The sequence below is a fragment of the Saccharopolyspora galaxeae genome, assembly GCF_016526145.1.
GTDB lineage: Bacteria > Actinomycetota > Actinomycetes > Mycobacteriales > Pseudonocardiaceae > Saccharopolyspora_C > Saccharopolyspora_C galaxeae.
The window spans coordinates 15369-40849 of the sequence record NZ_JADDUE010000017.1 but is presented as its reverse complement, the minus strand read 5'-3'; the positions used below and the strand labels follow the sequence as shown (position 1 = coordinate 40849).

Genomic DNA, 25481 nt, shown 5'->3' with positions numbered 1-25481 from the left:
CCACGCGGGCGCCCGACCGCTGGTCACGCCAGCGCCCGCAGCACCTCGGCGGGTGGCCGCGTCCCGGCGATCGAAGCCACCATCTCCAGCACCCGCCTCGTCTCGGCGACCTGGTGCGCGCGGAACACCCGCGCGCCGCCCCACGCGGCGACCGCGGTGGCCGCCAAGGTGCCCTCCAGCCGCTCGGACACCTCGGCACCGAGCGTCTCGCCGACGAAGTCCTTGTTCGACATCGCCATCAGCACCGGCCAGCCGGTGGCGGTCAGCTCGTCCACCCGGCGCACCAGCTCCAGCCCGTGCCAGGTGTTCTTGCCGAAGTCGTGTGTCGGGTCGACCAGCACTCCGGCGGGCGGCACGCCCGCCGCCACCGCGTGCTCGGCGCGCTCGACGAGTTCGCCGACCACCTCGGCGACGACGTCGGTGTAGCGCACCCGGTAGGGATCGGTGCGCGGCGGCAGGCCGCCGGTGTGCGAGCACACCATGCCGACGCCGAACTCCGCGGCGACCCGCACCAGCTGCGGATCCGCACCGGCCCAGGTGTCGTTGAGCAGGTCCGCGCCCGCCTCGCACACCTGGCGGGCGACCTCGCCGCGCCAGGTGTCGACGCTGATCACCAGGTCCGGGTGGCGCTCGCGGACCGCGGCCACGAACGGCACCACCCGGCGCGACTCCTCCGCGGCGTCCACCGGTTCGCCCTGCGCACCGGCCCGGACGCCGCCGATGTCGACGATGTCGGCGCCGTCGGCGACCGCGGTGTCCACGGCGTCCAGCGCGGACTGCGCGTCGAAGGTGCTGCCACCGTCGAAGAACGAGTCGCGGGTGCGGTTGACGATGGCCATGACCAGCGGCCGATCCCCGGTCACGTCCTTGTCCCCGAAGCGCAGCGCGGGAAGTGCCTTCATGTCACCGATACTGGCACGCTCGGCGGACGGCCGGAGCGGCCGCGGTCAACCGGCGCAGGCGTCCAGCGCCGCGTCGACGTCGGTGACGACGGTGAGCGAGTCCAGCGCGCGCTGCGAAGCGAACCCGTCGGCGACCAGGCCGCGGACCCAGTCGAGCATCCCGCGGTAGTGGCCGTCCGGGTCCAGCAGCACGACCGGCTTCGCGTGCATCCCGATGTAGCGCGAGGTCCACACCTCGAACAGCTCCTCGCAGGTGCCGATGCCGCCGGGCAGCGTCAGGAACGCCGAGGCATGCGCGTCCATCAGCCCCTTGCGCTCCCGCATGGTGTCCACGACCAGCAGCTCGTCCGCGTCGTCGTCGGCGACCTCCTGATCCACCAGTGCGCGCGGGATGACCCCGACCGAGCGGGCGCCGCCCGCGCGGGCCGCCCGGGCGACCTCGCCCATCATCGACACCCGGCCGCCGCCGGAGACCAGCGTCCAGTTCCGCTTGGCGACCCCGCTGCCCACCTCGGCTGCGAGGTCCAAGTGCCGCTGGTCCACCGGCCCGGACGCGCAGTACACGCAGACCGCGACGTCCTCCCCGATGGCGTCCCCGGCGGCGTCCTGCTCGCTCAATGCGTCTCCTCCCACGCTCGGTATGCCTCCTGCACGATCTCCACGGCGTCGTCGACGTCGTCGGTCAGGTGCAGCAGGGCGAGGTCCTTGTCCCCGATCTTGCCGGAGGCGTGCATGGTGTCCCGCACCCAGTCGTAGAGGCCCTGCCAGTACGACTTGCCGAACAGCACGACGGGGAACTTGGTGACCTTCTTGGTCTGCACCAGGGTCAGCGACTCGAACAGCTCGTCCATCGTGCCGAAACCGCCGGGCAGGCAGATGAATCCTTGGGCGTACTTGATGAACATGGTCTTGCGCGCGAAGAAGTAGCGGAAGTTCACGCCCAGGTCCACCCACGGGTTGAGGCCCTGCTCGAAGGGCAGCTCGATGCCCAGCCCGATGGACAGCCCGCCCGCTTCGGACGCGCCCCGGTTCGCCGCTTCCATGGTACCGGGGCCGCCGCCGGTGATCACCGCGCAGCCGATCTCGGCCAGTGCCTTGCCCAGCTGCTCGCCCACCTCGTACTCGGGGTGCTCGCGGGGCGTGCGCGCGGAGCCGAACACCGTCACCGCGCGCGGCACCTCGGCCAGCGCGCCGAAACCTTCGACGAACTCGGACTGGATCCGCAGCACCCGCCACGGATCGGTGTGCACCCAGTCGGTCGGGCCGCGGGAGTCGAGCAGGCGCTGATCGGTGGTGCCGGGATCCTGCAATCGGGAGCGGCGCAGCACCACCGGCCCGCGTCGCTTCTCCGGCGGGCGCTCCGCGCCGTTGGGTGAGCCCTGGATGGTCATGGCATTGAGGGTATGCAGCGGCGGCGAACGCCGGGTTCCACGGCAGTGACCACGGCGTGGCGCCGCGCGCCCTGCGGCCCGAGAGCCTTGTTGACCAGTGCATACGGGCTGAACGGAACCTGCGCCCGGAGTACCGTGAGCAGTGCGACGGCTCCGGTGGAGCCGGGGCTTTCGCGTCCTCGCCGATCGAGGTTGGGAGCCCGCCATGCTCGTCGAACTCATCATCGGGATCGCGCTGCTCGTGGCGCTGTGCACCGCCTCCAGCGTCCGGATCATCAAGCAGTACGAGCGCGGAGTGGTGTTCCGCTTCGGGCGGGTGCTGTCGGCGCCGCGCGAGCCGGGGCTGACCGCGATCGTGCCGGGCGTCGACCGGCTGCAGAAGGTGAACCTGCAGATCGTGACCATGCCGGTGCCCGCGCAGGAAGGCATCACCAGGGACAACGTGACGGTGCGGGTGGACGCGGTGGTCTACTTCAACGTCACCGACCCGACCCGTGCGGTGGTCAACGTCGAGGACTACCTGTTCGCCATGGGCCAGGTCGCGCAGACCTCGCTGCGCTCGATCATCGGCAAGAGCGACCTGGACGAGCTGCTGGCCAACCGGGAGAAGCTCAACCAGGGCCTCGAAGTCATGATCGACAGCCCGGCGCTGGGCTGGGGCGTGCACATCGACCGGGTGGAGATCAAGGACGTCTCGCTGCCGGAGACGATGAAGCGCTCCATCGCGCGGCAGGCCGAGGCGGAACGCGAGCGGCGTTCCCGGATCATCTCCGCCGACGGCGAGTACCAGGCTTCGCGCAAGCTCTCCGACGCCGCGAACGTCATGTCCGGCAGTCCCGAGGCGTTGCAGCTGCGGCTGCTGGAGACGGTGGTGGAGGTCGCCGCGGAGAAGAACTCGACGCTGGTCCTGCCGTTCCCCGTGGAGCTGCTGCGGTTCGTGGAGAACGTGCAGGGCGGCGCGACCGGCAAACCCGCCGAGAAATCCGCTGAACAGCCGCCGTCGGAGGCGCCGCAGCAGGCGCGGACGCCGGAACCGCGCGCCCCGGTGGAAGAACCGGCCGAGTTGGACGGCATTCCGCAGGTCTCCGAACCGCTCGCGGCACCTGACGTGGAGGGCTTGCCGCACGTGCACGACGGCCGCGTCGGCGACTCCTGACACTGCTCAGCTCAAGAACCGGGTGAGCACGTCCGCGCAATGCCGGACGTCGGCAGCCGGGACGTGCTCCTGCTGGGTGTGCGCCAGCGTCGGCGACCCCGGCCCGAAGTTCACCGCGGGGAGTCCGCGCGCGGCGAAGCGGGCCACGTCGGTCCAGCCCAGCTTGGCGATCGGCTGCCCGCCCGCGGCTTCGACCAGCTCGGCCGCGGCCGGGGAGTTCAGCCCGGGCAGCGCCCCGCCGGAGGCGTCGACCACGGTCACGTCGAACCCGGCGAAGACCTCGCGGACGTGCGCTTCGGCTTCGGCCAGCGACTTGTCCGGGGCGAAGCGGTGGTTCACCGCGACCACGCAGGAGTCCGGCACGACGTTGCCCGCGACGCCGCCTTCGATGCGCACGGCCTGCAGGCCCTCGTGGTACTGCAGCCCGTCGATGACCGGCTCCCGCGGCGTGTAGTCCAGCAACCGCCGCAGGATCGGCTCCGCCGCGTGGATGGCGTTGTCTCCCATCCAGGCGCGCGCGGCGTGCGCGCGAGTGCCGCTGGTGCGGACCTCCACGCGCAGCGTTCCCTGGCAACCGGCTTCGATGCCGGCGTTCGACGGCTCGCCGACGATGGCGAGGTCCCCGGCCAGCCACTCCGGCAGGTCGCGTTCGATGCGGTTGAGCCCGTTGCGCTCGGCGGCGACCTCTTCGCAGTCGTAGAACACGAAGGTCAGGTCGTACCGCGGCGCGGTCAGCTGCGCGGCCAGGTGCAGCAGCACCGCGTCGCCGCCCTTCATGTCCACCGCGCCGCAGCCGTGCAGCACCTCGTCCGCGCCCGAACCGGTGCGGTGCAGCGGCAGGTTGTCGTTGATCGGCACGGTGTCCAGGTGCCCGGCCAGCACGATCCGCGACGCCCTGCCGAGGTCGGTGCGCGCGAGCACGGCCTCTCCGCTGCGCACCACTTCCAGGTGCGGGGCCTGCGCTTGCAGCGCGCGCTGCACGGCATCGGCGATGGCGCGCTCCTCGCCGGAGACGCTGGGGATGTCGACCAGCGCGGCGGTCAGCTCGACCGGTTCGGCGCTCAGATCCAGGGAGTCGGTCACGCTGGCAGGTTACCGGCAGGGAACGCGTGACACCGACCACTCCGCGGAGTCCATAGAGGACGTGCGGCGCATCGGTTTTCCGTTGCTGCGCCGGGAAATCACTCGATCACTCTCGGTATCGATGAGCGCGGAAGACCTCACCCCTGGGCGGCACCTGGGGCCGCCGCCGATTACCGTTTCCGGCATGAGCGGCACCGAGACCCCCGACCCGCAGAACACCGGCGCGCACGGCGTCGGCCTGGCCACCGTGACCGACGACGGAACCGTGCTCGACACCTGGTTCCCCATCGTCAAGCTCGGCTCGACCGGCGAGGCAGGCAGCACCGAGCTGGATCCGGCGGAGACGGCCGAGGCGCTCGGAGCAGCCGGCGCTGCGCTGACCGGCCGGGACGACGCCCGCCAAGTCGAGGTCGTCGCGGTTCGCACCGAGATCTCCCGGCTCGCCGACGCCCCGATCGACGCGCACGACATCTACCTGCGGCTGCACCTGCTGTCGCACCGCCTGGTCCGGCCGCACGGGCAGAGCATGGACGGCATCTTCGGGTTGCTGTCCAACGTGGTGTGGACCAACCACGGCCCCTGCCCCGTCGAAGGCTTCGAGCAGACCCGGCTGCGGCTGCGCTCGCGCGGCCAGGTCACCGTGCACAGCGTCGACAAGTTCCCGCGCATGATCGACTACGTGGCCCCGTCCGGGGTGCGCATCGGCGATGCCGACCGGGTCCGGCTCGGCGCGCACCTGGCCAGCGGCACGACCGTGATGCACGAGGGCTTCGTCAACTACAACGCGGGCACCCTCGGCGCCTCGATGATCGAAGGCCGGGTCTCGGCCGGCGTGGTCGTCGGCGACGGCTCCGACCTCGGTGGCGGCGCCTCGGTGATGGGCACCCTCTCCGGCGGTGGCAAGGAGGTCATCTCGGTCGGCGAGCGCTGCCTGATCGGCGCCAACGGCGGGGTGGGGATCTCGCTCGGGGACGACTGCGTCGTCGAGGCCGGCCTCTACGTCACCGCCGCCACCAAGATCAGCCTGCCGGACGGGACGCTGACCAAGGCCACCGAGCTGTCCGGCTCCGACGGCCTGCTGTTCCTGCGCAACTCCACCACCGGTGCGGTCGAGGTGCGGCCGCGTTCCGGCGGCAAGGTCGAGCTGAACGCGGCGCTGCACGCGAACGACTGAGCCCGCCCGCTCGCCGAAATCACGGCGAACACCGCGTCGGAATGGCCGACACTGGTGGTATGAACCGCACCTCCCCGGCCCTGCCGCCCGAACCCGCGGTGGCAGGGCGGGACGCACCCGTCGCCGAGCACGTTCGCGCCGCGCTCCACACGCGGCTGCGCGGGTTGCTGGCGCACGACCCCGGCACCCGGCTCGGCGAAGATCCCGAAGAACTGCACCAGATGCGGGTGTCGGTGCGGCGGATGCGCGCGGTGCTGCGGTCGGCCCGACCGTTCCTGGACACGAGCTGGTCGGAGCCGTTGCGCGCGGAACTCGGCGCGCTCGGCCGGGCGCTGGGTCCGGTCCGCGATCTGGACGTGCTGCTGGAGCGGCTGCGTCAGGACGCCGCCGAACTGGACACCGCCGAGCTGTCCGCCGCGGCCCGGCTCATCTCCGGGCTGGAGGTCGAGCACGGCGGGGCGCGGTTCGAGATGCTCGCGGTGCTCGATGGCGACCGCTACGAAGCACTGGTCAACGCGCTGCGCGAGGCCGTGCGAGCGCCGCTGCCGACCGCGGGAACCGGCGCGCACGGACGGCGCGAACTCCGCGCCCTGGTCGCCGAGCAGTACCGCAAGCTGCGGCGTGCCGTCGATGCGGCCGGGCGGGAACCGAGCGACGAACGGCTGCACGAGCTGCGGATCCTCGGCAAGCGCCTGCGCTACACCGCCGAGCTGGCCGAGCCGGTGCTGGGCAAGCAGATGAAGAAGCTGCTCAGCGCGGCGAAGGACTTCCAGGACGTGCTCGGTGCGCACCAGGACGCCTGCGTGGCCCAGCAGCGGGTGCGCGACCTGCTCGCGGGACTCGGCGAGCAGGTCGACCCGGCGGTGACGTTCGTGGCCGGACGGCTCGTGGAGCGGGAGAACGCCCGACGCTTCGCCCAACGCGAAAAGTGGTGGGCGGCGTGGCGCGACCTGCGCGCCGCGGCCGCGAAGGTGTGAGCGCGTCTCAGCCCGCGGCGAGGCGATCCGCCGCGGCCTGCACGCGCTCGTCCGTGGCCGTCAGGCCGATCCGCACGTGCCGCTGCCCACCAGGGCCGTAGAAGGTACCGGGAGCGACCAGGATCCCGCGCTCGGCGAGCCAGTCCACCGTTTCCCAAGCGTCCGCGCCGCGGCTCGCCCACAGGTACAGACCGGCCTGGGAAAGTTCGATCTCGAATCCGGCCTTCTCCAACGCCGGGCGCAGCACCGCGCGGCGGTGCGCGTAGCGCTCCCGCTGCGCACGCACGTGTTCGTCGTCGTCGAGCGCCGCGGTCACCGCCTGCTGCACCGGGCGCGGCATGATCATGCCTGCGTGCTTGCGCAGCTCCAGTAGCCGGCCGACCAACCCCGGGTCACCGGTGATGAACCCGGCGCGGTAACCGGCCAGGTTCGACGACTTCGACAGCGAGTGCACCGCGAGCACGCCGGTGAACTCCGCGCACACCGACGGGTGCAGCACCGAAACCGGCTCGGCCTCCCAGCCCAGCGCCAGGTAGCACTCGTCGGAAGCCACCACGGCGCCGACCGCGCGGGCCGCGCGCACCGACTCCGCCAGCGCGGCGGCGTCGAGCACCCGGCCGGTCGGGTTCGACGGGGAGTTCAGCCACAGCAGCGAAGTGCCCTCGGGCGGCGCCTGTCCCGGAGCCAGCCGGACCACTTCGGCACCGGCGATCCTGGCCCCGACCTCGTAGGTCGGGTAGGCCAGGTCCGGGATCGCCACGATCTCGCCCGGCCGCACGCCCAGCAGCGTGGGCAACCAGGCGACCAGCTCCTTCGAGCCGATCGTCGGCAGCACCGCTTCCTCGGGAACGGTCACGCCGTGCCGCCGGGACAGCGCCGCCGCGGCCGCGCGGCGCAGCTCCGGCGTCCCGTGCGTGGCCGGGTAGCCGGGGACATCGGAAACCGAGGCCAGCGCCGCGCGCAGCGGCTCCGGCACCGGATCGACCGGCGTGCCCACCGACAGGTCCACCAGGCCACCGGCGTGCGCCTTGGCGCGCGCGGTGGCCGCGGCGAGCGAATCCCATGGGAAGTCCGGCAGCTCCGGGCCGCGCTGGTGCGGCGGCCCGCCCGCCGGAGTCGGCTCGGCGGTCATTCTCCCTGCGGGGGCAGGCTGGTGACCGGCTCGACGTCCTTGTTGATCTTGCCGACCTTGGCGGCACCGCCGGGCGAACCGAGCTCGTCGAAGAAGTCGACGTTGGCCTTGGTGTAAGCACCCCACTCGTCCGGCACGTCGTCCTCGTAGTAGATGGCCTCCACCGGGCAAACCGGTTCGCAAGCACCGCAGTCGACGCACTCATCGGGGTGGATGTAGAGCATCCGTCCGCCCTCGTAGATGCAGTCGACCGGGCATTCTTCGATGCAGCCCTTGTCGAGCACGTCGACGCAGGGCTCGGCGATCACGTAGGTCACGGTTGCTCTCCTGCTTGTTCCGATCCGGGCCAGACGTTCCCACCCGGCTGCTGACAGTATCCCCCGTGCCCGGTTCGGGAGACTAAGCGGTCCCACAGCGCGGGCACCGTTTTCGACCATACGACGGGGAGTACTAGGCGGTAAACGTCGCAAGATCGCGCGTCCGCAGGCGGGTGCGGCGGCCCGTCACACGCCTCGCGGCAGGCCGTCGTCGCTGGTGAAAACAGGGGCTCCGCACCGCGCGGACGCGTCGCGAGCGCGCGGATTCACCGCAGTGGCATGCCCGCGAGTGCTGTTCGACACACCCGCGCAGCGGCCTTCACCACCTGGCCACCTTCATCGCCCGGCGGCCTGCTTGCCGAGCACGATGCCGAGCATCAGCGCCGAGGGCAGCGTGCCCGAGAAGACCAGCAGCAACGTCCGCCAGTCATCGCCGAGCAGCATCACGTCACCGCCCGGCCCGAACAGCCCGAACACGAAGATCGTGGCGAACCACAGCACCAGCGGCGCGCCCGCGACGCTCCGGCGCGGTGCGAGCCGGCCGCAAGCCGCGACCAGCAGCGGAGTCGTCACCGCGGCCACCGCCGTGGTGATCGGGAACTGCACCTCGCCGATCCAGGACGGCAGGTAGAACAGCTCCACCAGCGCCAACAGCACCGTGTCCAGCAGCAGGAACCCGAACAGCACCCGGTCGAAGAGCGTCACCGCGACTCCACCGGTTCCGCTCCGCTGACGCCGAGCCCGCCGAACAGGTCCCGCTCGCTGCCCTGCGGATCACCGGTGGCCAGCACGTAGTGCTCGGTGCTGGAAAGCGGCTGCGCGACCCCGTTCGACAGCGCGTAGGCGCCCACGCCCGCGCCGCTGTCCCACTCGTCCAGCCACAGCTCGACCTGCGTGCGGTGCGCGCGCAACGCGCGGATCTTGGCAGCGAGCTGGTCCTCGATGTCGATCACGGTGCTGATCGACTCGTCCACAACGCTGGGAAGTTCGTCGACCGACGGGCGCTCGAACGGCAACGCCTCGACATCGGCCAACGCCTTCAACCCGGCCTCGAGGCAGCCGCGCGATGGCACCGCGTGGAACACCCGCAGCACGTCCGGTACCTGCTCGGCAGCGGCCATGGTGATCTCGTGCGCGCGGACGTGATCGGGGTGCCCGTAGCCGCCGTCTGCGGCGTAGGTGGCCACGACTTGGGGCCGGACTTCGCGGAGGATCTCGGCCAGCGAGCCGGCCTGCGCATCGCGATCACCGGCCGCGAACGCCCGCGGATGCGCAGCGGGCAGCGCGCCGGCCCGGCCCGGTTCCTCCCACAGCATCCCGGAGTCCCGCCAACGCCCTATCCCGCCGAGGAACCGGTGGTCGGCCACCCGCAGCGCCGCGCAGGCCGCCCGCAGCTCGCCGACGCGGTAGCCGCCGAGCTGGTCCGCCCGATCGGAGGCCAGCCCGCGCAAGCTCTCCGGAATGACCTCGCCCTCTTCCCCGAGCGTGCAAGTCACCACGGTGACCTGCACCCCGCGCGCCGCGTAGCGAGCGATCGTCCCGCCGGTCCAGAGGGTCTCGTCGTCCGGATGCGCGTGTACCAGCAACAACCCGGGTGGAGCCGTCAGCGTCACGGCGCCAGCCTAAACGGCCCGGCGCGCTGGTCGAACGCCGCCCGGCGATTGTCAATCACCTTCGATCAACTTCATTCGATCAGGCGGCGAGATCACTTGATATTAATAGCCGTCGTTCTCGCTGGGCGTTCCCCGCCACTGCGCGGCGGTGGAGAACGGCCCGGCCAGCCCGTTGCCCTGCTGCACCCCGCGCACTTCCCGGCCGGACACCAGGACCTGCGCCTGCTGGTACAGCGGCAACGCCACCGCCCGCGACCACAGCACCGACTCGACCTTCGCCGAAGCCTCCGGGAACGGCATCGCACCGCTGAGCGCCGCCTCGATCGTCGGCTGCAGCAACGGATCGCAGAACCCGGTCGGGTTGAACGGGAACGGCTGCTCGTCCGAGTCGACGCCCGGGCAGCCGTAGGAGGCGGCCATCATCGCCGCCGGATCACCATCGGCCGGACGCGGAGCAACCGCCATGTCCACCTGGCTCGCCCCCGGCTCCGCGGACAGCGGGTTCTTCGGCAGCATCTCGCCGAACAGCTGGTCGCCGGTCGGGGTGACCACGGTCGCCTGCACGTCCTGCGCACGCAGCTGCGCGGCCGCCGCCTCGGCGATCTTGATGTACTGCTCGTGCTCGAACGGCGCGGCGATCACCAGGTTCAGCGGCCGGCCGTCCTTCATCCACGCGCCCGCGACGTGCTCGTACCCGGCATCGGTCAACGACTGCTGCAGCCGCTCCGGATCCGGGCGGTCGGCGAACGCGCCCGGCGGCTCGGTCGGCTTGTAGCCCGGTTCCGACGGGGCCAGCACCTGCGCGTGCGCCGGCAACTGGTCACCAGGACCGCCGCCGGTTCCCACATCGATCAGCGCCTGCCGGTCCAGGCCCGCGAGCACCCCGTTCCGCACGCGCTCATCCGCCAGCTGCGCGCTCGTCGGCCGCAGCAGCACCTGCATAGTCGCCGGCCGGGGAACCGTGCTGACCTGCACCGACGAACCCATTTCACGCAGCGAGGCCATCGTCGCCGCATCCGCGCCGAACACCGCCAAGTGGCTGTCCCCGCTGCGCAGCGCGGCGACCTGAGCGGCCTGATCGCTGGCGCGCAGCACGATCCGGTCGGAAACCGCGGGCGGGCCCCAGAAGCGGTCGTTGCGCTCCAGGATGATCTCACCGCGCTGCTTGTCCACCTGCTTGATCGCGAACGGACCACCGGAGGCGGGGTAACCGCTGTCCAGCGCGGTCGCCCAGCCGCGCGGCGCGTCCCGCAGCAGATGCGCGGGCAGCAGGTTCGTGAACAGGCTCTGCCAGCCCGGGTACGGGCGCTCGAAGCTCACGTCCACGGTCTTGCCGCCGTCGCGCGAGGCGACATCGTCGATCAACTGGTAACCGGCCGGGTCGGACACCCCGGGCTGGGAGCGCAACTGCTCCCACAGGTACAAGAAGTCCTCAGCCGCGATCGGCGCACCGTCGGACCAGGCGGCTTCCTTGCGGATGCGGTAGCGCACCGTGAACTTGTCCGCGCCCGGAACGACCTCGGCCGACTCCATCAGCGTGCTGTCGAGCCGCCTGCTGCCGTCCGCGGCCGGCCGGAACACCGACGGCAGCATCAGGCTGGACAACGCCGAACTGGTCGGCGACAGGTCGGCCAGCGCGTGCGGGTTGAAGCCGCCCTCGAGCGAATCCACCCCGACGACCACCTCCGTCGGCATCGGCTGCCGCGCAGGCGGCGGACCCGGCGCGGGCGGTTCGACCAGCGGCGGCGGTGGTGCGTTGGTGCAAGCCGCCACCATGCTCCCGATCGCAACCAGCAGACAGATCACGGTGCGCGGCCGTCGACCCTGGTGCACGCTGCCGAACCTCCCCTCGTTCCCCAGGCCGTCTCGCGGGCGGCGCGATGCGCCCCATCGGGGGACGCGCGGAAAGACTCATGGTTCCGCGCGTCCGCACCTCATTCGACACCGGGGTGGGACCGCTGGGCGTCCGTTCAGCCTCGCAGCCGGGATTCCCCGCGGCTCAGCCCTGGTCCCGCGCCTTCGCGCGCGAACGCTCGCGGCCGCGGGTGGTGGCGTCCAGCACCACCTTGCGGACCCGGACCGCCGACGGACCGACCTCGACGCACTCGTCGGCGGAGCAGAACTCCAGCGCCTCTTCCAGGCCCAGCGTGCGCGGGCGGGCCAGCCGCTCCAGCTCCTCACCCGCGGCCGAGCGCATGTTCGTGAGCTTCTTCTCCTTGGTGACGTTGATGTCGAGGTCCTCGGCGCGCGGGTTCTCCCCCACGACCATGCCCTCGTACACCTCGGCACCCGGCTCCACGAAGAACGTGCCGCGGTCCGCGAGCTGCAGCATCGCGTAGGTGGTCACCGGCCCGGAGCGGTCCGCGACCAGCGAGCCGCTGTTGCGCGTGCGCAACTCGCCCACCCACGGGAAGTAGCCCTCGAAGACGTGGTTCGCGATGCCGGTGCCGCGGGTCTCGGTGAGGAAGTCGGTGCGGAAACCGATCAGCCCGCGGGCCGGGATCACGTAGTCCAGCTTGATCCGGCCGGTGCCGTGGCCGTCCACGGTCTCCATCCGGCCCTTGCGCGCGGCCAGCAGCTGGGTGAGCGCGCCCATGTACTCCTCGGGAGCGTCGATGGTCAGCCGCTCGAACGGCTCGCACAGCTGGCCGTCGATGGTCTTGGTGACCACCTGCGGTTTGCCGACGGTGAGCTCGAAGCCCTCCCGGCGCATGTTCTCCACCAGCACCGCCAGCGCGAGCTCGCCGCGGCCCTGCACCTCCCAGGTGTCCGGGCGCTCGGTCGGCACCACGTTCATGCTGACGTTGCCGATCAGCTCCGCGTCCAGCCGGCTCTTGACCTGCCGCGCAGTGACCTTGGTTCCGCCGTTGCGGCCGGTCAGCGGGGACGTGTTCACGCCGAAGGTCATCGAGATGGCCGGGTCGTCCACGGTGATCCGCGGCAGCGGCTGCGGGTCGTCGGGAGCGGCGAGGGTGTCGCCGATGGTGATGTCCGGGATGCCTGCGATCGCCACCAGGTCGCCCGCGTACGCCTCGGTCGCCGGGACCCGGTCCAGGTTCTGGGTGACCAGCAGTTCGGTGATCCGGACCTTCTGCACCGTGCCGTCCTCGCGGCACCAGCCGACCGTTTCGCCCTTGCGCAAGGTGCCCGCGTGGATGCGGCACAGCGCGATGCGCCCCAGGAAGGAGGAGGCGTCGAGGTTGGTCACCAGCGCCCGCAGCGGAGCTTCGACGTCGCCGATCGGCGCGGGCACGTGCGACATCAGCGTGTCGAACAGCGAGTCGAGGTTCTCGTCGGCGGGCAGCTCACCATCCACCGGCGCGGTGCGGCTCGCCCGGCCTGCGCGCGCCGACGCGTAGATCACCGGCAGGTCGAGGATCGCGTCCATGTCGACGGCGCCCTCGCCGTCGTCGAGCTCGGAGGCCAGTTCCAGCAGCAGGTCGTGGACTTCCTCGACGACCTCGGAGCAGCGCGCGTCCGGGCGGTCGACCTTGTTCACCACCAGGATCACCGGCAGCTTCGCCGCCAGCGTCTTGCGCAGCACGAAGCGGGTCTGCGGCAGCGGGCCTTCGCTCGCGTCGACGAGCAGGACCACGCCGTCGACCATGGACAGCCCGCGTTCGACCTCACCGCCGAAGTCGGCGTGCCCCGGGGTGTCGACCACGTTGATCGTGACCGGGCCGTCCTCGGTCGTGCGCCGCAGGGACGTGTTCTTCGCGAGAATGGTGATGCCCTTCTCGCGTTCCAGGTCGTTGGAGTCCATCACCCGGTCGACCAGCTCGGCGCGCTCGGTGAACGCACCGGACTGGCGCAGCATGGCGTCCACCAAGGTGGTCTTGCCGTGGTCGACGTGCGCGACGATCGCGATGTTGCGCAGATCGGTGCGGACCTGCTGGTTCGGTTCGGCGACGCTGGTGGCGGGCACGCGAGCTCTCCTGATTCGGCAAGGATCTGGGTCGGGCAGTCGCAGCCGCGTCGACCTCGTTGCCGCGGCTGCTGTGCCGCCGCTGCGCACGCGCACGTCACCGGGCTCGGGCCGGGGCGGCCGGCTCCGCTCGGCGGAACGCGGCCGAAGGCGCTCGGCGCTGGTGCAAGGCCCGGCGCGCTGTCGACTAGCGGCCACACCCAGCGTAGGGCACCTGCCGACGCGAACGGGCGGCAGGTGTCGAGAGCAACAGTCCCCCGGCCGACATCAAGTTCGCACCGGCCGACCGGCGGCACCTACGCTGACGCCGTCCGATCCGGCTGCCGGGTGGTCACAGGCAGGGGAAAGACCAGACGTGGGCAAGAAAACGATCAAGGTCAAGCGGAAATGCTGCCATTCGCAACCGCCGTGCAAGCAGTGCCCGATCGTGGTATTGCGAGAAGCACTCAAGGATGCAAAGGCAGCCGAGGTCAAGAAGGCCCAGAAAAAGGCAAAGAAACAGTCAAAGGATAAGAAAAAGTCAGATTGACCCGCCGCCGCGGCGCGGACCGCGGTGGCTGCCTGCGAAATCCGTTATTCGGCCGCCGGAGCGAACTGGTCGGCGAACTTCGCCATCTCCGGCACGGTCCGGTAGGACTGGAACTCGATCACCTCGTGCCTGGCGAGTTTGCGCAGCTCGAAGGGGTCCGTGGCGAGTATGGCCTCCAGCCTGCCGCGGGACATCGCACGTGCGATGAGCACACCGCCGGTCAGCGGCATACCGGGTTCGGGGGTCCGGTGCCCGGTGGCGATGAAGTCTCCGGCCTCGTAATGCCGTGAAACCCACTCGTAGTGATCCACCAAAGCGCCGTCGATGTCGGCTTGCGGAGCGGTGTAGTTCAGCAATACGACGAACATGATTCCACGATAGTCCTTCCCGACGGCCGTTGCCGATACCTTTCTGGTAACGTGCCGCACGTGCACGAAATGTCGCGTACCGGCCGCATCCGCGTATGCATGCGCCATGCAGAAGCAGGCCATGCAGACGCTCGGGTTTGCGCTGCCTGCGCACGCGTGGGCAACTGGTGGGCCGCCGAAGGGCGGCCCCGGCTCGTCGTGCACTGAAGTCAGCACGCGCATCGGTCGCCACCAGGCGACCGGCGCGGTGCGGCGGACCCGGGTGGCAGCCCCGACCATCGGGAGAGATCGTGACCCGCTTGTCCGGCATCACCCCGTCCGGCCACATCCACTTGGGCAACCACCTCGGCGCGATCCGCCGGTGGGCCGCCGAAAGCGAGCCGGACGACCTCTACTTCGTCTCCGACCTGCACGCCATGACGCTGCCGTACCGGCCGGAACGGCTGCGCGCGCTCACCCGCGAGAACCTCGCGGTGCTGCTGGCCGCCGGGATCGATCCGGGGTCGGTGTTCGTGCAGTCCGACCTGGTCGGCGAGCTGGGAGCGCTGAACTGGGTGCTGGAGTGCACCTGCGGCTACGGCGAGGCCGCACGGATGATCCAGTTCAAGGAGAAGGCGGCCGAGCAGGACTCCGCACGGCTCGGGCTGCTGACCTACCCGGTGCTGATGGCCGCGGACATCCTGCTGCAGGGCGCTTCCGAGGTACCGGTGGGCAACGACCAGAACCAGCACGTCGAGCTGGCGAGGACGCTGGCCCGCCGGTTCAACGCCTCCTACGGGGAGGTGTTCACGGTGCCCGCGGCCGCGGTGCCCCGGGCGGCTGCCGGCGTGCGGGATCTTGCGGATCCCGGCCGCAAGATGGCCAAGTCGGCGCAGCAGCAGAACGGTGTCGTGTTCGTGCTGGACGAGCCGGACGTGGTGCAGCGCAAGATCAACCGGGCGAAGACCGACGACCTGCGCGACGTGCGGTACGAGCCGGAGCAGCGGCCGGGGTTGGCGAACCTGATCGAGATCTTGGCGGTCTGCACCGGCGTCAGCCCTTACGCCGCGGCTCGGACGGCGACGACGTACGCGCAGCTCAAGGATGCGGCGGCGGAGGCCGTGCTCGAGGAACTGCGGCCGGTGCGCGAGCGCGCGCGAGAGTTGCTCGACGACCCCGGCGAACTCGAGCGGGTCCGCGAGAAGGGCGCGCGGCAGGCCGCGGAACGGGCCAGCAGCAGGCTCGATGCTGCGTTGCGAGTCGCCGGGCTGCGATGACGCGAAAGCGGGCGGGCCGACATCGGCATCGGTCCGCCCGCTTCGTTCACCAGTTCGAGTGCAATGGGGCTCGGATGGTGGCGAAGCGCTGATCGGCGGCGCCAGTCTGGATCTCATGAACAGGCTTTCGACGGCCATCGCCGATTTCCAGGCACAACAGACAGAGCCGACTTCCAGGCACAACAGACAGAGCCGACTTCGGGCGCAACGCACAGAGCAGCAGGCCCGAACCGATCTTGCGCGGCCGAGTACCGCAGCACGCGCCGCGGCTGTCAGGCCAACAGCTCCCGCAGGGAGTGCAGCAAGACGCGGTCAGCTTCCAGCCAGTCCAGCGCGGCAAGCTCGGCGGCGGATGCCCAACGCACCTCCCGGTGTTCCACGGCCCGGGGTTCGGCGGTCGGGTCCGCGGGCTCGGCAGTGTGCACGCGCAGCAACATCCCGTTGTGCAGCGGAACGTCGGTGCCCACCCGGCCGGTCGGGACCACGCCGATGCCGAGTTCCTCTTCGCATTCCCGGATGACCGCGTCGCGTTCGCCTTCCCCCGGTTCGACCCGGCCACCCGGCAGTTCCCAACGTCCGGCGTCGCGGGCCGGGTAACGCCGTTGCTGCACCAGAAGCCGCCCGTCGTGCACCAGCGCGGTGCCGACCACGATCGGCCGCTGCGCCCACGACTCGGCGAGCTCGCGGACAGCGCGGAAGCGGTACGCCAGCACTGCTTGCGCTACCCGGCGGCCCACCAGCACGTCGACCGTCCGTCCCAACACCCCCAACGGGCTCTTCCACCGCAGGCAGTCGGTCAACGACGTGGATCGACCGCCGCCCGACCCCCCGATCTCGGCGAGCACGCTGTCGTGCCGCATCTCCCGGAGAGGACCAGCGATGAGCACGGAATCCAGTTCGTCGGCAGCCGCCCGCACGACCCTGCTGCGCAGGCTCGGCCAACCGACCGCGAGCCGGAACGACAGATCATCGCCGGGAACGAGGAGCTCGGCGGCCGTCGTGCTCACCCGCCCCCGGACGCCCAGCGCACGCAGGCCGTCCTCGGCCGTGCGGGTGTGCCGCAAGGCCGCTGCCACTGTCCTCGGCGGGGCATCGACCGACCCCTTGCTCCGCATCGTCGACACGTGGCGACATCCTGCCGCACCGCTGTCCCCGCTCCGGAAGCCGGCTGCCGCGCTCGTCGCGTTCGCCAGGCGACGGGTTCTTCCGGTCGCGCGGGACACCGGCCTGGCACGGACGGTGTGGCTACTGTTGCCGAAGGGCTGGCGAAGGTCGTACGGCTGGTCGCCACCGACGCACGGTAAAAGCCGACGCGCCGACGGCCGATCGCGACCTACGCTGCCGCAATGGACTACGAGTTCGACGATGACCTGCGGCGGGTCGACCGGGACGCGGTGTGGAACTTCCTCACGACCGAGGCGTACTGGGGCAACAACCGCACCCGCGAGCAGTTCGATCGCCAGCTGGACGGCGCGTGGCGCGTCGTCGCCGCGTACGAGCGCCCGAGCGGCCGGCTGCTCGGGTTCGCCCGAGCCTTCTCCGATGGAGTGCTCAGCGCATACCTGGCGGACGTGTTCGTACTGGCAGAAGCGCGCGGGCACGGCATCGGTGCTGGGCTCGTGCGGACGATGGTCGAAGACGGTCCGGGCGGGAACTTCCGGTGGATGCTGCACACCTCGGATGCGCACGAGCTGTACCGGCGATTCGGGTTCGACGAACCGAACTCCGACTTCATGGAACGGCCCAGGCGGTGAGCGAGCCCGGTCGGGCACCCACCCATCACCCGACGACGGCCACGCCCTCGGAATCGAGCACCAATCCGGCCCGCTCGCCCACAGCCGGTGCCTCGGCGGTTTGCGCGACTGCCTCCACCTGACCGACCTCCGGGACCGACACGGCGAGCCGGAAATGATCGCGCCGGTACACCCGTTCCCGCACGGTCCCGGTCACCGCGACGTCCCGGTCTCGGTCGTCCACCGGTCGCCGCGCACGCACCCCGGTCGCACGCAGCCCCAACTGCACTTCGCCGTCGTCCGCCCGCACTGCCACCGACCCCAACGCGCACGACGCCACACCGTCCCGGACGCGCGCGGAAAGAAAGTTGCAACAGCCCAGGAACTCCGCGACTTCGATACTGACCGGTCGCCGCCACAGCAGGTCCGGCGTGTCCACCTGGGTGATCGTGCCGCGGATCATGACCGCTACCCGGTCGGCGAGCGTGAACGCCTCGTCGTGATCGTGCGTGACGACCAGTCCCGTCGAGGTTTCCCTGCCGAGCAGCGCGGCGAGGTCGACGGCGAGCCGTTCGCGCAACATCCGGTCCAGTGCCGACAGGGGCTCGTCCAGCAACAACAGCTCGGGGTCGGCGGCCAACGCGCGGGCCAGCGCGACCCGCTGCGCCTCTCCACCGGAGAGCTCGGTGACGCGGCGGCCTTCGCAACCGGCGAGCCCGACGAGTTCCAGCAGCTCGGCCACTCGCGCGCCGCGTTCGGCCCGCGCGACGCCGCGCATCCGCAACGCAAAGCCCACGTTGCCGGCGACGTCGCGGTGCGGGAACAACTGCCCGTCCTGGAAGACCAGGCCGAACCCGCGCCGGTGCACCGGCACCCTGGCGAGATCCCGGCCGTCCCACCGGATCTGGCCGGCAGCCGGCTCCTCCAGCCCGGCGACGGCCCGCAACAACGTCGACTTGCCACAACCGGACGGACCGAGCAATGCCAGCACTTCCCCGTCGCGCAACGCCAGGGAAACATCGCGCACCGCTTCTACCGCCCCGAAACGCACGGTGAGACCGCGCAGTTCCAGCCCCATCAGAATTCCTCCACCGCGTCGGTGCGGATCCGCAACCGTTCGACGAGTACGACCGCCAGCACGGTGACGATCATGAGCAAGGTGCACGCCGCGTACGCCATCTGCGTGTTCAGCTCGCCCGGCCTGCCCAGCAGCCGCCCGATCGCGACCGGCAACGTCGGCGCGTCCGGCCGGGTGAGAAAGCTGGTCGCCCCGAACTCGCCGAGTGCGACCACGAATCCGAACCCGGCCGCGCCCAGCACGGACCGCGCCGCCAACGGCACGTCCACCTCCCGGTGCACCCGCCAAGGCCCGGCCCCGAGCGTCGCCGCCGCCTGCCGAAGCCGGTCGTCGATGGACCGCAGCACCGGCAACACCATGCGGATCACCAGCGGCGTCACCACGAGAGCTTGCGCGAACGGCACCAGCAGCGGCGAAGTCCGCAGGTCGCCGGGCAACAGGTGCAGCGTGATCAGGTATCCGAAACCGACGGTCACCGCGGAGACTCCGAGCGGCACCATCAGCACCACGTCAAGGGACTCGGCGAGCGCGCGCCGCCGCACGGCGACCAGCACGAACGACGCCAGCAATCCGAGCAGCAACGCCATCCAGGTCGCGTCCACGGCCGTGCGCACCGAGTTCAACCCGGCCTCGAGGCCGGTGACCTCCAACGTCCCCTGCTGCCCGGTGCCCAGCAGCGCCCGATATCCCGCCAGGCCCCAACCATCCCTTGTGGACACCGAGCGCACCAGCAAGCCGGCGATCGGCGCCAGCAATCCGCAAACCACCAGGCCCGCCGCCCCCACCACGAGCCACTGCGCGCCTTGCGGACGGCGCGCAGTGCCCGCTGCGGACCGCAGGCGCAACGCGGTTTCCCTGCGGCGCCGCGCGAACGAGGCCGCTAGCAACGCCGTCACGACCGCCGCCAGCTGCAACAGCGACAGCGCCGCCGCACCCGGCAGGTCCAGCAACTGCACCGTGCGCAGGTATATCTCGGTCTCCAAGGTCCGGTACTGCCCGCCGCCCAGCACCAGCACCACACCGAAACTCGTGGCGCAGAAGAGGAAAACCACGGCGGCCGCGGACCCCAGCGCAGGCAGCAGCGCGGGCAACGTGACCGAGGTGAACGCCCGCAGCTTCGACGCTCCCAGCGATCGGGCCGCGTCTTCGGCCCGACGGTCGAGGTGGGTCCACAACCCGCTCACCGTGCGCGCCACGACCGCGACGTTGAAGAAGGCGTTGGCGAGCACGATCGGCAGAACCGCACCGGAATCGACGTCGAACAGCGCGCGAAAGGCCATGCCGACCACGATCGTCGGCAATACGAACGGCACCGTCACGACCGCACGCAGCACCGCACGGCCCGGGATCAACGAACGAGCCAGCACGTACGCCAACGGCAGGCCCGCGATCAGCGCCACCGCTGTGGACGCCGCTGCCTGTCCGAGCGTGAACGCCACCAACCGCCAGGTCGACGCCTCCGCCAGCACCTCGCCGACGTTCCCGTGCAGCCCCATTCCGATGATCGCTGCCACCGGCCATGCGAAGAACAGCCCGAGGAATCCGAGCACGACGCTCGCGGCTGCCGGGACCGCCAGCCGGTTGTGCGGGCTCATCCGCGAACCAAGGTTCGCCACTGCTGGACCCAGCGGTCCCGATTCCGCTCCACTTCGGACGCGGGCAGCTCGGCCGGTCGCGGCGGCAGCGGTGCGCTGGCTGACCAGTTCGGTGGCAGCGGCACCCCGTCCACCGCCGGGTAGACGTACATCTGTTCCGGCGCTTGGCGCTGGAACTCCCGCGACAGCAGGAAGTCAACCAACTGACCAGCGCCCTGCGGGTCCTTCGCCCCGGCCAGCACGCCCGCGTACTCGACCTGCCGGTAGCAGGTGTCCAGCAGCGCCTTGGTGCGCGGCTTGCCGTCGTCGCCGACCTCCGCGGCCGGCGACGAGGCGTAGGACAGCACGATGGGGCGCGGCCCGTGTTCGGCGGCAGCGGAGAAGTCCTGGTTGTAGGCCTCCTCCCAACCGGAGGAGAGTTTGACGTCGTTCGCCGCGAGTTCCCGCCAGTACTGCTGCCATCCCGGGTCGCCGAACGCAGCGACCGTCCCGAGCAGGAAGGCCAAGCCGGGCGAGGACGTCGTCGGATCCGGAACGGCTAACAGGCCGCGGTAGCGCGGTTCGGTGAGGTCTCGCAGCGTCGCGGGCTCCGGCATCCGGTGCGCGGCGAACCACTCGGTGTCGATGTTCACGCACACGTCCGCCACATCCACCGCGGTGAGGCGGTTTTGCCGGTCCTGGGCGTAGCGATGCGGTCCCTGGTCGGCATCGGCGGCCCGGTACGGCGCGAACACGCCTTCCCGCAGCGTGCGGGACGCGAAGGTCGAGTCCACGCCGTAGGCGACGTCCCCGAGCGGCGCTGCCTTGGACAGCACCAGCTTGTTGGCGAGCTCACCTGCGTCGCCGCTGGTGCGGACTTCGACGTGGATTCCGGAACGCTGCTCGAATTCCGCCAGCAGCCGGGGATCCACCACGAACGAGTCGTGCGCGACCAAGGTCACCGTGCGCTGCGCGGGCTCCTGGCCGACCAGGAGCGAACATCCGGCGGTCAACGTGATCACGGCGACCGCCGCGACCCACCGGACCAACGCGGTCCATCGCAACGAGCGGTGCTGCGAGGAAGGGGACAGTGATAAGCGGGGCAACGATCCTCCCGAACGGCGAGCCGATATCGGCCACGCGACGTCGAGCGGATCGCGGTACCTCCCTGCGCCGGCATGATCCGGTTCAGGTGCGGACGGTCGAGGGGAAGCGCCCCTCCTCTCAGCCCAGCGCGCTGGACTCCCGTGGCGCGAGCAGTCTACGTGCCGACCACGCCAACGGATGCCCGAAGGTCGCATCCGGCGCGATCAAGTACCACCATGTGGGCATGACCGGACTATTGAACGACACGCAGGTTTCCGAGGCGCTGCGAAGCCTGCCGGAGTGGGAGCAGGACGGCACCCGGCTGTCCCGGACCGTCGAGTTCGACAGCTTCCCGCAGGCCATCCAGGGCGTGAACCGGATCGCGGAGATCGCCGAGAACGAGAGCCACCACCCCGACTTCGACGTGCGGTGGCGCAAGGTGACGTTCTACTGCAGCACGCATTCCGAAGGCGGCATCACCGCCAAGGACGTGTCCATGGCCGAGGAGATCGACGGCGTCGTCGACGCGCTCTCCCAAACCTGAGCTTCGTCAACCGCGCGCGAGTTCGGCTGCTTCGGTGGCGCAGCCCCAGGACAGCGCCACCCCGCAGCTGCCGTGCCCGTAGTTGTGCACGATCTTCGCACCACCGAATCGCTCCACCTCGACCCGAACCGCGTCCCTGCCGGGACGCAGCCCGACCTTCTCCTCCAACACGACGGCCCCGGACAGCAGCGGGTCAACTCGCGCACAACGGCGAAGAATGCCGTCGGTCGTCCCGCCCTCGGCGGTCCGGGACCAGTCGTGTTCCACGGCGGTGCTGCCGAGCACGACGTGGCCGCCGTGCGGCATGACAGCGACGGGCTCCTCGCCCGGTCCGATTTCCACGAAGTACTCGTCGATCCCGGGATTGCGGACCACGACCTGCTGACCGCGCACCGGGCGGACACCGGGGTCACCGATGAGTTCGTGCGCGCCGACTCCCGTGCAGTTGACCACGACGCTCGCTTCCTCGGCCGCTTCCGCCAGCGAGGACACCGGGCTGTGCAGCAATTCCCCGCCGGCCGCGCGGAAACGTTCGGTGAGGTGGTCCAGGTAGCGCGGCATGTCGATCAGCGGAACGGTCCCGCGGTAGCCGCTGACGAAACCTTCCGGTAGTTCGTCGGGCCGGCAGCGGCGCAGATCCGGCAGCAGTTCCGCCTCCGGTGGCACCTGGTCTCCCAGGTCGAAGCGCGCGGCCATCCGCCCGTACTCGAGGTGCACGCCGGTCGCCGGGTCCGCGGCGAGTTCGACGAACCGGTGGTACGAGGTGGTTACCCAGCCCAGCACCCGGTCGGCAGGTTGCAGCAGCGCCGGACCCCACATCGCACCTGCGGCTGCGGAGGTCGTCGCGCGCGGGTGTTCCGACGTGCGAATGCGCACCGGGGTTCCGGTTTCCGCGAGCGTGACCGCAGTGCTCAACCCGGCCACGCCGGCACCGATGACCAGTACAGATTCCTCGAGCGGCATGCTCGGCACGCTAGCAGCGCCGCCGGATGGCGGTGGTTCTTCAGCTGATGTGCGCTCGCCGGAACGCTTCGGCGTCGAACGTGCCGCCGAGTTCGGGAGCGAGCGAGGTCCGCGCGATGTCGCGGAACGCGGCTGAAGCCGTCGCGCCGTGCGGCAACGCCCCGGCCAACGGTGCCGCGCTGACTTCCGGCAGATCGGCGAGGTTGCACCGCGTGGCCAAGTCCGGCTCACGCGGCCAATCGCCGATCACCACACCGGAGCAGCGCAACCCGCGCGTGCGCAACGCCTCCGCGGTGAGCGCGGCGACGTTCAACGCCCCGAGGCCGGCGTGCGTCACGATCAGTACCGGAGCTTCCAGTTCGCAGGCGATGTCGGCGATCGTGCCGCCTTCGTCGTCGAACCGGACCAGCAGTCCGCCTGCGCCTTCGATGAGCACGAGGTCGTGCGTGCCGGCGAGTTCCCGCGCTGCATCCGCGACGGCGCTGGTCCGCACTGGCTCCGCACCGGCCCGCCGCGACGCCGTCGCCGGAGCCAGCGGTTCCGGGTACCGGCCGAGTTCGACGGTGGTGACCGGCCCCGCCAACGCTCGCACCTGCGCGAGATCACCGTCTTCGCCGGGTTCGACCCCGGTCTGCGCGGGTTTGACCACTGCTGTGCTCCCCGGCGCGAGCGCGGCGACCGCGGCGGTGACCGCGGTCTTGCCGATCTCCGTGCCGGTTCCGGTAACGACCAGGAACATTTTCAGCCCTCCCGAACCGCGGCGAGCACCGCCGCGCAGATAGCGGCGAGGTCGTCGTCCCCGGTCACGTACGGCGGCATCGTGTAGATCAGCTTCCGGAACGGCCGCAGCCACACCCCGCTGCGAATCGCCGCGCTGCTTGCGGCGGACATGTCCACGTCGTGATCGAGCTCGACGACTCCGATCGCTCCGAGCACCCGGACGTCGACCACTCCCGGCAGGTCCCAGGCGGGAGCGAGTCCGCTGGTGAGCCCGCGCTCGATGCGTTTCACCTGGGCCTTCCAGTCCTGCCCGAGCAGCAGATCGGTCGATGCCCGGGCCACCGCGGCGGCCAGCGGGTTGCCCATGAACGTCGGCCCGTGCGCCAGAACCGGAACGGACCCGCCGGAGATCCCTTCGGCGATGCGCGGCGTGCACAGCGTTCCGGCCATCGTCAGGTACCCACCGGTGAGCGCTTTGCCCAGGCACAGCACGTCCGGGCTGACCCCGGCGTGGTCGGCGGCGAAGAGCTCGCCGGTGCGCCCGAACCCGGTGGCGATCTCGTCGAAGATCAGCAGTACGTCGTGCTCGTCGGCGAGTTCCCGCAGCACGCGCAGGTACTCCGGGGAGTGGAACCGCATTCCTCCTGCACCCTGCACCATGGGTTCCACGATCACTGCGGCGACGTCTTCGGCGTGCCGGGCGAACTGCTCGGCGAGGTGGTCGGCGTAGGCCTGGTCGAATTCCGCGGGCGGTGCTTCCGCGAAGATCTGCGGCGGCAGCGCGGAGCCCCACAGGTGGTGCATCCCGCCTTCCGGGTCGCACACCGACATGGGGTGCCAGGTGTCACCGTGGTACCCCCCGCGCCAGGTCAGCAGCCGCCGCTTGTGCGCGCGCCCCGTGGAGCGCTGGTACTGCAGGCACATCTTGATCGCGACTTCCACCGACACCGAGCCGGAGTCGGCCAGGAACACGTGCCGCAGCGGTTCCGGGGTGATCCGGACCAGCCGTTCGGCCAGTTCGACCGCGGGTTCGTGGGTGAGGCCGCCGAACATCACGTGGCTCATCCGGTCGAGCTGCCCGCGCACCGCATCGTCGAGCACCGGGTGCCGGTAGCCGTGGATCGCGGCCCACCACGACGACATGCCGTCGATGAGTTCGCCGACCCCGTCGACCGGTTCGGCCAGCCGCAACCGCACACCTTCCGCGGAGTCCACCAGCAGCGGCTCGGTCGTCGCGGGCATCGCGCCGTAGGGATGCCAAACGTGTTCCCGGTCCAGGTCGAGCAGGGTTCGATGGGACTGCATGCGCCGCATGATTCCGCAGTCCGGGCGCGCGGGCGGACGCCGCCCCGGTAGCGCCGGCTCGGGCCCGCGCTCGCCGCCGGATCGCTGTGGCGCGTCGATCGGATCGACCGCGATGCCGAGTGACAGCCCCGCGCGGTGCGGTTGATCACCGCCTCCCGCAGTTCACCCGGAACTCCACGCCGGGTTTCTGCGCGGATTCGCGGATTAGTCTTCCAGAATGGTGATCGTGCCGGTGCCCCCGCAGTTACCGCAACCCTTGCCGTTGCAGTCTCCGCAGATGGACGTGATGAGCTGCATGCGCCCAACATAAATCGGCCGGTAACGCGGTGCGAATCACGCGGGTATTAGGTTCCTGGTGCGCAGCCCCCGATGCGCGCGCTGCGCGACCGGCCGGGCCGAACATTTCACTCGAACGAGCCGAAATGCCGGCGATATTCCCCGGGAATTTGCTCCTCGACGCGGTTCGCGACCCCGATCGGGGGTCAACCGATCGACAATGAACCGGTCGCACCCGATCTCCGCCGCGAAACCGAATTGCCGCGACACGCGCCGCCGCGAAACTCCAGCGGCCTCACTCGCTGAAGCGACACGGGTGCTACCGACTTGGCCACCTGCGGCGATCCCCGCGTACCGGCTCTGACCTCGTCAGACGTCG

At 70.7% G+C, this 25481-nt stretch carries 25 protein-coding genes and 1 riboswitch; of the genes, 7 read left to right on the top strand and 18 right to left on the bottom strand.

Annotation, left to right across the window (positions count from 1 at the left end; genetic code table 11):
* Nucleotides 1-23 precede the first annotated feature (23 nt).
* Genes folP through INP57_RS27525 form a run of 3 tightly spaced genes read right to left on the bottom strand, consistent with a single transcriptional unit; the run spans nucleotide 24 to nucleotide 2293 of the window.
* Nucleotides 24-902 carry a dihydropteroate synthase gene (gene folP, locus INP57_RS27535; protein WP_200073282.1) on the bottom strand — a complete coding sequence of 293 codons (879 nt, stop codon included), beginning with the start codon at nucleotides 900-902 and terminating at the stop codon, nucleotides 24-26.
* A gap of 45 nt (nucleotides 903-947) precedes the next feature.
* Entirely contained in the window at nucleotides 948-1520 is a 573-nt protein-coding gene (locus tag INP57_RS27530; RefSeq protein ID WP_233628404.1) for an LOG family protein, read from the bottom strand.
* A complete protein-coding gene (locus INP57_RS27525; protein WP_200073281.1) occupies nucleotides 1517-2293 on the bottom strand; it encodes an LOG family protein in 777 nt (258 codons plus the stop codon). Before INP57_RS27525 ends, INP57_RS27530 begins: the two co-directional genes overlap by 4 nt.
* A 205-nt stretch (nucleotides 2294-2498) precedes the next feature.
* Here INP57_RS27525 and INP57_RS27520 point away from each other — a divergent pair, with 205 nt between their 5' ends.
* The gene (locus INP57_RS27520) at nucleotides 2499-3449 is read left to right on the top strand and encodes a slipin family protein (protein WP_200073280.1); all 951 of its coding nucleotides are present in this window, start codon (nucleotides 2499-2501) and stop codon (nucleotides 3447-3449) included.
* Nucleotides 3450-3455: 6 nt separating this feature from the next.
* On the opposite strand, the gene dapE is transcribed toward INP57_RS27520, so the two are convergent.
* Nucleotides 3456-4532 carry a succinyl-diaminopimelate desuccinylase gene (gene dapE, locus INP57_RS27515; protein ID WP_200073279.1) on the bottom strand — a complete coding sequence of 359 codons (1077 nt, stop codon included), beginning with the start codon at nucleotides 4530-4532 and terminating at the stop codon, nucleotides 3456-3458.
* 184 nt (nucleotides 4533-4716) lie between these two features.
* Between dapE and dapD the strand changes: the two genes are divergently transcribed.
* Both dapD and INP57_RS27505 read left to right on the top strand, forming a co-directional pair.
* Complete coding sequence (dapD, locus tag INP57_RS27510; protein WP_200073278.1) at nucleotides 4717-5706, top strand: 2,3,4,5-tetrahydropyridine-2,6-dicarboxylate N-succinyltransferase; 990 nt, start codon at nucleotides 4717-4719, stop codon at nucleotides 5704-5706.
* A 59-nt stretch (nucleotides 5707-5765) separates the two neighbouring features.
* Nucleotides 5766-6683: a CHAD domain-containing protein gene (locus INP57_RS27505; protein WP_233628403.1), complete on the top strand. Its 918-nt coding sequence runs from the start codon at nucleotides 5766-5768 to the stop codon at nucleotides 6681-6683.
* Nucleotides 6684-6690: 7 nt separating this feature from the next.
* Here INP57_RS27505 and dapC read toward each other — a convergent pair whose 3' ends face one another.
* The 6 genes from dapC to typA all read right to left on the bottom strand — a co-directional run bounded on the left by dapC (nucleotide 6691) and on the right by typA (nucleotide 13670).
* Nucleotides 6691-7815, bottom strand: a complete 1125-nt coding sequence (gene dapC / locus INP57_RS27500; RefSeq protein WP_200073276.1) for a succinyldiaminopimelate transaminase — start codon at nucleotides 7813-7815, stop codon at nucleotides 6691-6693.
* Entirely contained in the window at nucleotides 7812-8132 is a 321-nt protein-coding gene (gene fdxA / locus INP57_RS27495) for a ferredoxin (RefSeq protein ID WP_200073275.1), read from the bottom strand. The genes dapC and fdxA overlap by 4 nt, the downstream gene beginning before the upstream one ends.
* 336 nt (nucleotides 8133-8468) lie before the next feature.
* Nucleotides 8469-8837 carry a hypothetical protein gene (locus INP57_RS27490; protein ID WP_200073274.1) on the bottom strand — a complete coding sequence of 123 codons (369 nt, stop codon included), beginning with the start codon at nucleotides 8835-8837 and terminating at the stop codon, nucleotides 8469-8471.
* Nucleotides 8834-9745 (bottom strand): N-acetyl-1-D-myo-inositol-2-amino-2-deoxy-alpha-D-glucopyranoside deacetylase, encoded by a 912-nt coding sequence (mshB, locus tag INP57_RS27485; protein ID WP_200073273.1) that lies wholly within the window; start codon nucleotides 9743-9745, stop codon nucleotides 8834-8836. The genes INP57_RS27490 and mshB overlap by 4 nt, the downstream gene beginning before the upstream one ends.
* Nucleotides 9746-9847: 102 nt before the next feature.
* A complete protein-coding gene (locus tag INP57_RS27480) occupies nucleotides 9848-11521 on the bottom strand; it encodes an ABC transporter family substrate-binding protein (RefSeq protein WP_200073272.1) in 1674 nt (557 codons plus the stop codon).
* Between the two features lie 223 nt (nucleotides 11522-11744).
* A complete protein-coding gene (gene typA, locus INP57_RS27475) occupies nucleotides 11745-13670 on the bottom strand; it encodes a translational GTPase TypA (RefSeq protein WP_200073271.1) in 1926 nt (641 codons plus the stop codon).
* A 355-nt stretch (nucleotides 13671-14025) separates the two neighbouring features.
* Here typA and INP57_RS27470 point away from each other — a divergent pair, with 355 nt between their 5' ends.
* Entirely contained in the window at nucleotides 14026-14199 is a 174-nt protein-coding gene (locus INP57_RS27470) for a hypothetical protein (RefSeq protein ID WP_200073270.1), read from the top strand.
* Nucleotides 14200-14243: 44 nt separating this feature from the next.
* Here the strand turns inward: INP57_RS27470 and INP57_RS27465 are convergent, their stop codons facing one another.
* Entirely contained in the window at nucleotides 14244-14567 is a 324-nt protein-coding gene (locus tag INP57_RS27465; RefSeq protein WP_200073269.1) for a YciI family protein, read from the bottom strand.
* A gap of 290 nt (nucleotides 14568-14857) precedes the next feature.
* Between INP57_RS27465 and trpS the strand changes: the two genes are divergently transcribed.
* Nucleotides 14858-15823 (top strand): tryptophan--tRNA ligase, encoded by a 966-nt coding sequence (gene trpS / locus INP57_RS27460; protein ID WP_200073268.1) that lies wholly within the window; start codon nucleotides 14858-14860, stop codon nucleotides 15821-15823.
* Between the two features lie 272 nt (nucleotides 15824-16095).
* Here the strand turns inward: trpS and INP57_RS27455 are convergent, their stop codons facing one another.
* Nucleotides 16096-16938 carry an NUDIX domain-containing protein gene (locus tag INP57_RS27455; protein ID WP_200073339.1) on the bottom strand — a complete coding sequence of 281 codons (843 nt, stop codon included), beginning with the start codon at nucleotides 16936-16938 and terminating at the stop codon, nucleotides 16096-16098.
* A gap of 231 nt (nucleotides 16939-17169) precedes the next feature.
* Here INP57_RS27455 and INP57_RS27450 point away from each other — a divergent pair, with 231 nt between their 5' ends.
* Nucleotides 17170-17577, top strand: a complete 408-nt coding sequence (locus INP57_RS27450; protein ID WP_200073267.1) for a GNAT family N-acetyltransferase — start codon at nucleotides 17170-17172, stop codon at nucleotides 17575-17577.
* A 25-nt stretch (nucleotides 17578-17602) separates the two neighbouring features.
* On the opposite strand, the gene INP57_RS27445 is transcribed toward INP57_RS27450, so the two are convergent.
* The 3 genes from INP57_RS27445 to INP57_RS27435 are packed head-to-tail and all read right to left on the bottom strand — an operon-like array spanning nucleotide 17603 to nucleotide 21257.
* Complete coding sequence (locus INP57_RS27445; protein ID WP_200073266.1) at nucleotides 17603-18634, bottom strand: ABC transporter ATP-binding protein; 1032 nt, start codon at nucleotides 18632-18634, stop codon at nucleotides 17603-17605.
* Nucleotides 18634-20229 carry an ABC transporter permease gene (locus tag INP57_RS27440; RefSeq protein ID WP_200073265.1) on the bottom strand — a complete coding sequence of 532 codons (1596 nt, stop codon included), beginning with the start codon at nucleotides 20227-20229 and terminating at the stop codon, nucleotides 18634-18636. Before INP57_RS27440 ends, INP57_RS27445 begins: the two co-directional genes overlap by 1 nt.
* Nucleotides 20226-21257, bottom strand: a complete 1032-nt coding sequence (locus tag INP57_RS27435; protein WP_200073338.1) for a thiamine ABC transporter substrate-binding protein — start codon at nucleotides 21255-21257, stop codon at nucleotides 20226-20228. Before INP57_RS27435 ends, INP57_RS27440 begins: the two co-directional genes overlap by 4 nt.
* A gap of 99 nt (nucleotides 21258-21356) precedes the next feature.
* A riboswitch (TPP riboswitch) is annotated at nucleotides 21357-21467 on the bottom strand.
* A gap of 71 nt (nucleotides 21468-21538) precedes the next feature.
* On the opposite strand from INP57_RS27435, the gene INP57_RS27430 reads away from it, so the two are divergent.
* Nucleotides 21539-21838: a 4a-hydroxytetrahydrobiopterin dehydratase gene (locus INP57_RS27430; protein ID WP_200073264.1), complete on the top strand. Its 300-nt coding sequence runs from the start codon at nucleotides 21539-21541 to the stop codon at nucleotides 21836-21838.
* Between the two features lie 6 nt (nucleotides 21839-21844).
* On the opposite strand, the gene INP57_RS27425 is transcribed toward INP57_RS27430, so the two are convergent.
* From INP57_RS27425 to INP57_RS27415, 3 genes are read right to left on the bottom strand one after another with little or no spacing between them, the layout of a single operon-like run.
* Complete coding sequence (locus tag INP57_RS27425; RefSeq protein ID WP_200073263.1) at nucleotides 21845-22801, bottom strand: FAD-dependent oxidoreductase; 957 nt, start codon at nucleotides 22799-22801, stop codon at nucleotides 21845-21847.
* Between the two features lie 40 nt (nucleotides 22802-22841).
* Complete coding sequence (gene bioD, locus INP57_RS27420; RefSeq protein WP_200073262.1) at nucleotides 22842-23540, bottom strand: dethiobiotin synthase; 699 nt, start codon at nucleotides 23538-23540, stop codon at nucleotides 22842-22844.
* A 2-nt stretch (nucleotides 23541-23542) separates the two neighbouring features.
* Nucleotides 23543-24826, bottom strand: coding sequence for an adenosylmethionine--8-amino-7-oxononanoate transaminase (locus tag INP57_RS27415; protein WP_233628402.1), 1284 nt, complete (start codon nucleotides 24824-24826; stop codon nucleotides 23543-23545).
* Nucleotides 24827-25481: the final 655 nt, after the last annotated feature.